The organism is Micrococcus sp. KRD012 (assembly GCF_017168555.1).
Classification (GTDB): domain Bacteria; phylum Actinomycetota; class Actinomycetes; order Actinomycetales; family Micrococcaceae; genus Micrococcus; species Micrococcus luteus.
Genome location: NZ_JABFBB010000023.1, coordinates 12,941 through 22,135 on the forward strand (window position 1 = coordinate 12,941; position 9,195 = coordinate 22,135).

At 74.0% G+C, this 9,195-nt stretch carries 6 protein-coding genes and 1 pseudogene; 1 reads left to right on the forward strand and 6 read right to left on the reverse strand.

Annotated features, from left to right (window positions below; translation table 11 throughout):
- Positions 1-304: 304 nt before the first annotated feature.
- Positions 305-526: a cell division protein CrgA gene (locus J1M37_RS11595; protein ID WP_342345143.1), complete on the reverse strand. Its 222-nt coding sequence runs from the start codon at positions 524-526 to the stop codon at positions 305-307.
- Between the two features lie 130 nt (positions 527-656).
- Here J1M37_RS11595 and J1M37_RS09930 point away from each other — a divergent pair, with 130 nt between their 5' ends.
- The gene (locus J1M37_RS09930) at positions 657-1,310 is read left to right on the forward strand and encodes an anthranilate synthase component II (RefSeq protein WP_002858195.1); all 654 of its coding nucleotides are present in this window, start codon (positions 657-659) and stop codon (positions 1,308-1,310) included.
- 45 nt (positions 1,311-1,355) lie between these two features.
- On the opposite strand, the gene J1M37_RS09935 is transcribed toward J1M37_RS09930, so the two are convergent.
- From J1M37_RS09935 to J1M37_RS09955, 5 genes and pseudogenes are all read right to left on the reverse strand, one after another.
- Positions 1,356-3,635: a protein kinase domain-containing protein gene (locus J1M37_RS09935; protein ID WP_206452535.1), complete on the reverse strand. Its 2,280-nt coding sequence runs from the start codon at positions 3,633-3,635 to the stop codon at positions 1,356-1,358.
- 32 nt (positions 3,636-3,667) lie between these two features.
- Positions 3,668-5,722, reverse strand: coding sequence for a protein kinase domain-containing protein (locus tag J1M37_RS09940; protein WP_206452536.1), 2,055 nt, complete (start codon positions 5,720-5,722; stop codon positions 3,668-3,670).
- Positions 5,719-7,164, reverse strand: a complete 1,446-nt coding sequence (locus J1M37_RS09945) for a penicillin-binding transpeptidase domain-containing protein (protein WP_144786679.1) — start codon at positions 7,162-7,164, stop codon at positions 5,719-5,721. The genes J1M37_RS09940 and J1M37_RS09945 overlap by 4 nt, the downstream gene beginning before the upstream one ends.
- Complete coding sequence (locus J1M37_RS09950) at positions 7,161-8,585, reverse strand: FtsW/RodA/SpoVE family cell cycle protein (protein WP_206452537.1); 1,425 nt, start codon at positions 8,583-8,585, stop codon at positions 7,161-7,163. Before J1M37_RS09950 ends, J1M37_RS09945 begins: the two co-directional genes overlap by 4 nt.
- Positions 8,582-9,195 (reverse strand): annotated as a pseudogene (locus tag J1M37_RS09955) (PP2C family protein-serine/threonine phosphatase); the annotation flags it as partial. The gene J1M37_RS09950 and the pseudogene J1M37_RS09955, both read right to left, overlap by 4 nt.

The window sequence follows — 9,195 nt, forward strand, 5'->3', positions numbered from 1 at the left end:
AGAACCCGAACCCGAGACCTGCAACGCCGACGAGGTCTGCAGGTACCTGTAGCCAATCCGAGATGACGCGCGCAGAGGCGGAGCCTCCTGCCGCGACCTTCCTACGTAACCACAACGTTATGGCCAGCAACAGCTAGACCGTCATCCCCGACCGTCCCCGGAGTTCTCCACAGGCGGGTGTGCACTTCTTCCCACAGGGGTGTCCACACCTGTGGACAACTCCGGGGACAACTCGTCTCCGGGCGGGATCGTGCGGATCAGCCATCCACAGGGTTGTCCACCGCTGTGGAGAACTACACGCGTGTCATTCGCTCCAGCGGGACATCATGAGGAACCCGATGAGCGCGATGCCGAAGCCCACGAGGATGTTCCAGCCGCCGATCTGCACGATCGGGAAGAGGCCCTGGGTCAGGTAGTAGACGATGATCCAGAGCAGGCCGAGGATCAGCAGGCCGAACATCACGGCCTTGTACCCGGGGGAGAGGGGCTTCGGACCCGGGTCCACGTCCCCGAGGTCCGTCCGCACGGTGGACCCCCACCGGCGGGGACCGGGGCGGGGACGGTATCCTGCTGACCTGCCCAGGACCGGGGTCAGCGACGTGCCCGGCCAGTCTATGCACCCCGCTCCCACGCGGCGGGGAGGAAAGAGTGCCCCCGTGCAGAGCCCCGAGGTCTCCGTCCTCGTCGTCGACAACTACGACAGCTTCGTCTACACCCTGGTGGGCTACCTCGAGCAGCTCGGGGCCCGCACCACCGTGATCCGCAACGACGAGGTCACCCCCGCCCGCGCCCTCGAGCTCGCGGCCGAGCACACGGCGGTGCTCATCTCGCCCGGGCCGGGCGCGCCCGCCGACGCCGGTGTCTCCCTCGACCTCATCCGCTCCGCCGCCGACGGCGGCCGCCCGCTCTTCGGGGTGTGCCTGGGGCACCAGGCCATCGCGGAGGCGTTCGGCGCCACCGTGACGCACGCGGAGTCCCTCATGCACGGCAAGACGTCCCTGGTCCGCCACGGCGAGCACCCCATGTTCGAGGGCGTCCCCTCGCCGTTCACCGCCACCCGCTACCACTCGCTGGCCGCCGTGCGGCCCACCGTGGACGAGGCGGTCCTGGAGATCACCGCCGAGACCGAGGACGGCGTCGTGATGGGACTGGCCCACCGCACCGCGCCCCTGTGGGGCGTGCAGTTCCACCCCGAGTCCGTGCTCACCGAGGGCGGCTACCGGATGCTCGGCAACTGGCTCGAGTCCGTGGGGCTCTCCGGGGCCGCCGAGCGCGGCGGCCGGCTCTCGCCCCTCGTCCGCCAGGACTGACCGGTCCCGGGGCCCGGTTCGCGGGTCGGACGGCGCCCCGTCCGCTCAGGTGGACGGCGGCGGATCGATCGAGGGCTCGGGGTCCGGCGTCAGCGTCGGCAGCGGGTCCACCGGCGTCCCGGTGGGCGAGGTGCTCGGCGGCTGCCCGGTCGGCTCCGACGGGGCCGCCGACGGCGACGACGGGCTCTGCGTCGGCGACGGCGTCGCGGTCGCCGTCGGCTCGGGGCTGGGCGTGGCCGAGGCGGACGGCGAGGGCGACGGCTCCGCGCTCTCGGAGGGCTCGGGGCTCTCCGACGGCGGGGGGCTCGGTGGCGCGGACGCCGACGGCGTGGGCTCGGGCGCCTCACTGGACGGCGGCGCCGGCTCGGAGGGCTCGGCCGTGGGCGCGATCCACGAGGACGCCGTCAGGGTCAGAGAGGAGCGGTTGTCCACGCGGACGCCGGCGGGCGGATCCTGGGCCACGACCGTGCCGGTGTCGGTGGTCGCGCCGTCCTCGTCCTGGATCCGCACGCGCAGCTCGGGGGCGCTCAGCGCCAGCTGACGCCGCGCGTCCGGAGCGCTCATCCCCACCACGTCCGGCACGGCGACCATGCCGCTGGACAGGTGCAGCACCACGGAGGAGCCGGGCGGCACGTGGGTGCCCATCGCGGGGTCGGTGCGGGCGAGCAGCCCGCGCTCGAGTCGGCCGTCGTCCTGGTACTGCACGGAGGAGACGCGCAGGCCCAGCCGTTCCAGCTCGCGGCGGGCCGCGTCCTCGGACAGCCCGTGCAGGGAGTCGGACAGCGCGATGCCCTCCTCGCCGCGGGACACCCGGATCCGCACCTCGGCCCCGCGGGGCACCTCCGTGCCCGTCTGCGGGTCGCTCTGGGTGACGGCCCCGTCCGGGGCGTCGGCCATGTACGCCGACGAGACGACGGCCACCAGGCCCGCGTCCTCGAGCGCCGCGACCGCCTCGTCCTGCTGCAGCCCCACCACCGCGGGCACCTCCACGGTGTTGCGCAGGGCCGCCGCGAGCCACGGCGCCAGGACCAGGGCCAGCGCGACCAGGACCATGCCGGCCGCCAGGAGCGTGCGCCGGCGGACGCGGCGTCGGACGCGACGGGGTGTGGCCGTCGCCGGCGCCGGCGTGTCCCCGGGCGGCGGCTCGGGCCGGGGCGTCACCGGCTGGCCGGCCGTCACCGGCTGGCCGGCCGTCACCGGGCGGGGGCCGTCCATGGCGGCGGCGGCGGCCAGCTGCGCGGCCGAGGCGGCGCCGGGCAGTCCCGCACCCGCGACGGCGTGGTTCGCCGCCTGGGGCTGTGTGGTGTCCGGCTCGGCCGGGACGGAGGGCGTCGGCCGGGTCAGCGGGACCGCGGCCGTCGGCACGTCGGCGACGTCGGCCCCGTGCCCCGCGGGCGTGGCGCCCAGCACCGCGCCGACGAGGGCGGGATGGACGGCATCGAGCGGCGGGGGGTGACGGCCGGGGCCGGCGTGCGGATCCGCGGCGGCCTCCTCGAGGGCCGCGAGGAACGCGGCGCCGGTGGGGAACCGGTCCTGTGGATTCTTGCGCAGGGCGCGCAGCACCACGGGGTCGAACGCGGGCGGCAGGTCGGGGTCGACGTCGGAGGGCGCCGGCGGCTCCTCGCGCACGTGCTGGTAGGCCACGGCCAGCGGCGTGTCACCCGTGAAGGGGGGTCGGCCCGTGAGCAGCTCGAACAGCAGGCAGCCGGCCGCGTAGAGGTCGGCGCGGCCGTCCACGGTGCGGCCCGTCGCCTGCTCCGGGGCCAGGTACAGGGCGGTGCCCACCACGGCCTGGGTCTGCGACGTGGTGGCGGAGGTGTCGGCCAGCGCGTGGGCGATCCCGAAGTCCATCACCTTCACGGCGCCCGTCTCCGTGACCATGACGTTCGCGGGCTTCACGTCGCGGTGGACGATGCCCTCCTCGTGCGCGTGCTCGAGCGCTTCCAGCACGCCCCGGGTCCAGGCCACGGCACGGTCCGTGCCCACGGCGCCCTCTGCGTGCAGGATCTCCCGCAGCGTCCGGCCGGAGACGAGCTCCATCACCAGGAACGGGCAGTCCACCGGATGGAGGCCGTCCTCGAGGGAGACCTCGCCCGTGTCGTACACGGAGACGATCGAGGGGTGGTTCAGGGAGGCCGCCGAGCGCGCCTCCTTGCGGAAGCGCGCCTGGAAGTGCGGGTCGCGTGCCAGATCCCGGCGCATCAGCTTGACCGCCACCGGGCGGTGCAGCCGCAGGTCCTCCCCACGGAAGACGTCCGCCATGCCGCCGCGCCCGATCAGCTCACCGATCCGGTACCGCCCGTTCAGGGTCCTCTGCTCGTCCACAGACACGTCCGCGTGGTCGTCCCGCCCGCCGCTCAGGCGGAGGGCGTGGCGTCGGCGGACGAGGCCTGCGCGCCACGCGCGTCGGCGGACGGGTCGGTGGTGGGCTGGCCCGTCGGCGCCGTGGACTCGCCGGAGGACTCCGTCGTCGGATCCCCCGTGGGCGTCGTCGGCTCCTCGGTCGGCTCCGGCATGGGCTCCGGGTCGGCGGTGGCCGTCGGGGATTCGGCGGTGGGGGACGGGCTGGGCTCGTCCGAGGCCGACGGGCTCGGCTCGCTGCTCGGCTCCTCCGACGCGCTGGGCTCCGGCTCCGAGGCGGGCTGGGAGGCCTCGCGGGTCGGCGCGGCGTCGGACCCGCCGGTGGCCACGATCAGCTGCACGTGCGTGTCATAGCGGTGACGCTCGCCCTCGCCGGGCACCACGCGCACCACCTCGCCGTCGGCGCCGTCGGCGGACGGGTCGTCCACCCGGTCCACGGTGAAGCCGCGGTCGCGCAGCGTCTGGATCGCGCTGTCCACGGGCTGGCCCACGAGACCCTCCGGGATGACGCCCTCCCCGGTGGAGACGGCCAGCGTGACGGTCTCACCGCGCTGCAGCGCCCCCACGGGGTTGATCTCCTCGACGGTGCCCTCCGGGCTCTGCGCGTCGCGGTCCTCCTCGCGCACCGCCAGGCCGAGGCCCTCGAGCTCGGTGCGCACCTCGCTCACGGGGCGACCCTTGTACGCCTCCGGGTCCACGTTCACGGACGACTCCTCCTGCGAGGTCGCCGGCGCCGAGCCGCCGACGCCGCGGCCACCCGTGAGCAGCGGCCACAGCAGCGCCCCCAGCAGGGCGAACACCACGAGCCCCAGCAGCGCCCACAGCGGCCAGCGGTTGGCGCGTCGCCGGCGGGCGGGCGCGGAGCCGCCCCCGGCGGGCGGGCCCGGGTCCACGACGTCGCCCGGGCGGGTCTGCTGGTCGCGCACGGCGGCGATCTCGTGGTCGCGCGTGCTCGCGCTCGCGGCGGCGCCGGCCGCACCGGCCGCGCCCACGGCCGCCGCACCGGCGGCGCCGGGGCCGCGGGCGTCGTCGTCGGTGCGGGGCTGGGCCGCGGTCACCGGCAGCGCCGCGGTGGCGGGGAAGCCGTCCGTCCGGGTGCCCTCGGCGCGGGGATGGGTGGTGCGCATGCCGTCGTAGTCCAGGGGGGCGGTCTCGGCGCCCGAGGGGTCGGCCACGCCCTGCTCCTCGAGGAAGGCGGCCAGGCCGGGCACGGCCTCCACCGCGCCGCGGGTGTCCTTGCGACGCAGCGCGTCGGCGGCCTCCGAGAGCGCGGTCGCGTCCGAGGGCCGCTCCTTGGGGTCCTTCGAGAGCATGCACATGATCAGGGCGCGCACCGGGGCCGGGACGGTGTCCGGCAGGGGCGGCGGGGTGTCGTTGACCTGGGCGAGGGCGATCGCGATCTGGGACTCGCCCGTGAACGGGCGATGCCCGGCGAGGGCCTCGTAGCCGATGATGCCCAGCGAGTAGAGGTCGGAGGAGCCGGTGGCCTGCTGCCCCGTGGCCTGCTCGGGCGCGAGGTACTGGGCGGTGCCCATCACCTGGCCGGTGGCCGTGAGCGGGACCTGGTCCGCCAGGCGCGCGATGCCGAAGTCCGTCACCTTCACCCGGCCGGTGGGCGTGATCATGAGGTTGCCGGGCTTGACGTCGCGATGCACGAGCCCCTGGGCGTGGGCCGCCGAGAGCGCGGCCGCCGTCTGCGCGATGATCCGCAGGGTCCGCTCGGGGGAGAGCACCTTCTCCTTCTCGAGGATGGAGGACAGCGGCTGGCCCGGCACGAGCTCCATGACGAGGTAGGCGGAGCCCTTCTCCTCGCCGTAGTCGTAGACGTTGGCGACGCCGGGGTGGTTCAGCAGCGCGGTGTGCTGGGCCTCCGCCCGGAAGCGGCGCAGGAAGTTGGGGTCACCCGTGTACTCCTCCTTGAGGATCTTCACGGCGGTGATCCGGCCCAGGACCTTGTCCCGCGCCTTCCACACCTCGCCCATGCCGCCGATCGCGATGCGATCGGTCAGCTGGTATCTGCCGCCGAGGGTGATGCCCGATGTCGGCCTCATTCCGTGACCACCGCTTCCATGATTGCCTTCATGCCACTGACGACTGTCTGATGTCCAACCCCCGGCGGCTCGTCCTCCACCACGATCGTCACGGCCGCCCGGGGGTTCTCGCCCGCGTCGAAGCCGGTGATCCAGGAGTGCACGTTGCCCGTGTCCCCGACCTCGGCCGTGCCCGACTTCGCCGCGATCCGCACCGTGTCCGACTGCACGGATCCCAGGATGCCGTCCTCCACCGCCGAGACCATCATGTCCGAGACCTGCCCGGCCACCTCGGGGGTCGTCGCCCGGCCGCGCTCACGGGGGCTGAACTCCTGCACCGTGGTGAGGTCCGAACGGCGGACCGCCTTGATCAGCTGCGGCTCCATGACCACGCCGTCGTTCGCGATGCCGGCGGCCACCATGGCCATCTGCAGCGCGGTGGCCTGCACGTCCCGCTGGCCGATCGAGGACTGCGCCAGCGCGGCGTCGTCCAGGTCGGAGGGGAACACGGAGCCGGTCACGGGCAGCGGGTAGTCGAAGGAGTCGTTGAAGCCGAACCGCTCGGCGACCTCCCGGATCCGGTCCTGGCCCAGCTCGACGGCGGCCATGGCGAACGGCGTGTTGCAGGACTGCGCCAGCGCCCACGTGAGGGTCTGACGCCCCACGGTGTTGCACGGTGAGCCGTCGTAGTTGGGCAGCTCCGTGGTCGTGCCGGGCAGCGTCCACGCGGCGGGGATGTCCACCGTCCCGTCCGGGGTGTAGTCACCGGACTCGAGCATGGCCACCGCGTCGATCAGCTTGAACGTGGAGCCGGGGGACACGAGCTGCTCCGCGGCGCGGTTGCGGTATGCGCTGGCGCCGGGGATCTGGTCGATCGCGGCCATGGCCGACTGCGCCTCGGCCGGGCTGTGCGAGGAGAGCGCGTTGGAGTCGAAGCCCGGCTTCGACACCATGGCCAGGATCTCGCCCGTCGTCGGGTCCGTGACCACGGCGGAGGCGCGCACGCCGTCCGGGAGCGCGTCGTACGCCAGACGCTGCAGCTCGGGGTCGATCGTCAGCTCCACCTGGTCGCCCTCGGGTGTGGCACCCGTGATGATCTCCATGGCGCGGTCCACGAACTGGGACGTGGGGGTGCCGGAGAGCTGCTCGTTCATGGCCGCCTCCAGCCCGTCGGTGCCGTAGGTGAGCGAATAGAAGCCCGTGAGCGGGGCGTACAGCTCGGTCTCGTGGTAGACGCGCTGGTAGTGGTACGCGTCGCCGGAGGGGACCGACTCGGCGATCGGCTCGCCGTCCACGAGGATCGGCCCGCGCGGGGCGCCGAACTCCAGGAACATCTGCCGAGAGTTCAGGGCGTGCGTCTTGAGCTGGTCAGCGGCCAGCACCTGGATGACGGACGCAGCCAGCGCGAGCACGAGGAGCATGGCCGCCATGACGGTCCACGTGCGTCGGATCGCCTCGTTCACCGCTCCTCACCTCCTCCCGGGGGCACGGCGGCCGCCGGGAGCGCCGTGCCGGGGTCGAGGTGGCCGGCGCCGGGCCCGGACGCGTTGACCATCCCGTCCACGACCACGGGACGGCGGGCGGCGTTCGAGATGCGCAGCACGAGCCCCACGATGATCCAGTTGGCCAGCAGCGACGAGCCGCCGGCGGCGAGGAACGGCGTCGTGAGGCCGGTGAGCGGCAGCACGAGGGTCACGCCGCCCATCACCACGAACACCTGCCACGCCATGGTGAAGGCCAGACCGGAGGCGAGCACCTTGCCGAACGCGTCGCGCACGCCGAGGGCGGCGCGCATCATGCGGGTGACGAGCAGGAGGTACAGGACGAGCACGGCGGCCAGGCCCACGAAGCCGAGCTCCTCGCCGATGGCCGTGAGGATCATGTCCGAGAAGGACAGCGGCACCTGGGTGGGGTTGCCCGCACCCAGGCCGGTGCCCATCAGCCCGCCCGAGGCCATCGCGAACAGGCCCTGGACCACCTGGTAGGAGCCGCCGAAGTCGCGATGGTAGATCTCGGGGTCGAAGGCCTTCAGCCAGATCTCGAACCGGGCGGTCACGTGCGGCATGAACAGGAACGCCAGCGCCGCGCCGAAGGCGATCAGGCCCAGGCCGAGGAGGATCCAGGAGGCGCGGGACGTGGCGATGTAGAGCATCGCCATGAACATGCCGAAGAACAGCAGGGCCGAGCCCAGGTCGCGCTGGAACACGAGCACGCCGAGCGCCAGGAGCCAGCCGGCCAGCAACGGGCCGAGGTCCCGGGCGCGGGGGAAGGTCACCGGGCCCACGCGGCGGCCGGCCAGCAGGATCAGGTCGCGGTTCGCGGAGAGGTAGCCGGCGAAGAAGACGGCCAGCGTGATCTTGGCGATCTCGCCGGGCTGGAAGGTGCCGAATCCGACGTCGATCCAGATCCGCGCCCCGTACATGCTCAGGCCCAGCCCGGGCACGAGCGGCAGGAGCAGCAGCACGCCGGACGCGACGAGGAACAGGTAGGGCCAGCGCCGCAGCACCCGGTGGTCGCGCACCAGGAACACCAGGGCGGAGGCCACCAGGACGGCCAGGACGGACCACACGAGCTGCGAGGTGGGGTTGGCCATCGCGGCGTCCTGGCTCAGCCGGTGGATCATGGCCAGGCCCAGCCCGTTGAGCAAGGCGGTGATCGGCAGCATGAACGGGTCCGCGTAGGGGGCGCGCAGCCGCAGGACCACGTGCAGCACCAGGGTGGCGGCCCCGAAGATGCCCAGCGGCACCCAGGCGGTGGAGTCCAGCGGGGCGTCCGTGCCGATCATGCCCAGCAGGTCCGCCCCCAGGGCGATGGCCAGGGCGGCCAGCAGCAGGACCAGTTCGATGTTCCGGCGCGGGCGTGCGGGGGAGATCACCTCGGTCACGGGGCCTCACCTCCCGTCGCGCTCGGGGACGACGCCGGGCTCGTCGGCGCGGCGGAGCCGGACGCGTCCGAGGGGCGGGCGGAGGACGACGACGGCGTCGTGCTCGGCCGGGCCCGCTCGGAGGGCTCACCGGCGGGGGCGGGGGCGTTCGGGTGCAGCGAGTCGCGCAGCTCGGCGACGATCTGCTCCGCGTGGTCCACGTCCCGGGCGGGCATGCCGGCGTTCACGCGGTCGCGTGCGTACGCGGGCAGCGCGTCCACCGGGAGGTCGGTCTGGCGGTCCACGTGGGACAGCTCGAGCGGGCCCAGCCGCTGGGAGACGCCCTTGAACACGGCGATCCGGCCGTCGTTGGCCCCCACGTAGTACTGCGTCTGGGTCCACAGGTAGCCCCACACGGCCACGGCCGCGAGGGTGAGGGCGAGCAGCGTGGTGAACACGGGGATGAACCAGCCGCGGCGGTACTGCACCGGGCGGTCGTCCTTTCCACGCCGCCGACGCGCGGCCCCGTCCTCGGGGCCGCCGGCGGGCCCGGCGGTCGCCGGGGCCGGGGTGGGGGCCGTGGTCATCGGCTCGGCGGCCTCGTCGGACGGGTGGTCGGCAGCGGTGGCGG

Excerpts from the sequence above, each read along its gene's own strand:
- J1M37_RS09940 (WP_206452536.1), bottom strand. The coding sequence starts at position 5,722 with ATGAGGCCGACATCGGGCATCACCCTCGGCGGCAGATACCAGCTGACC.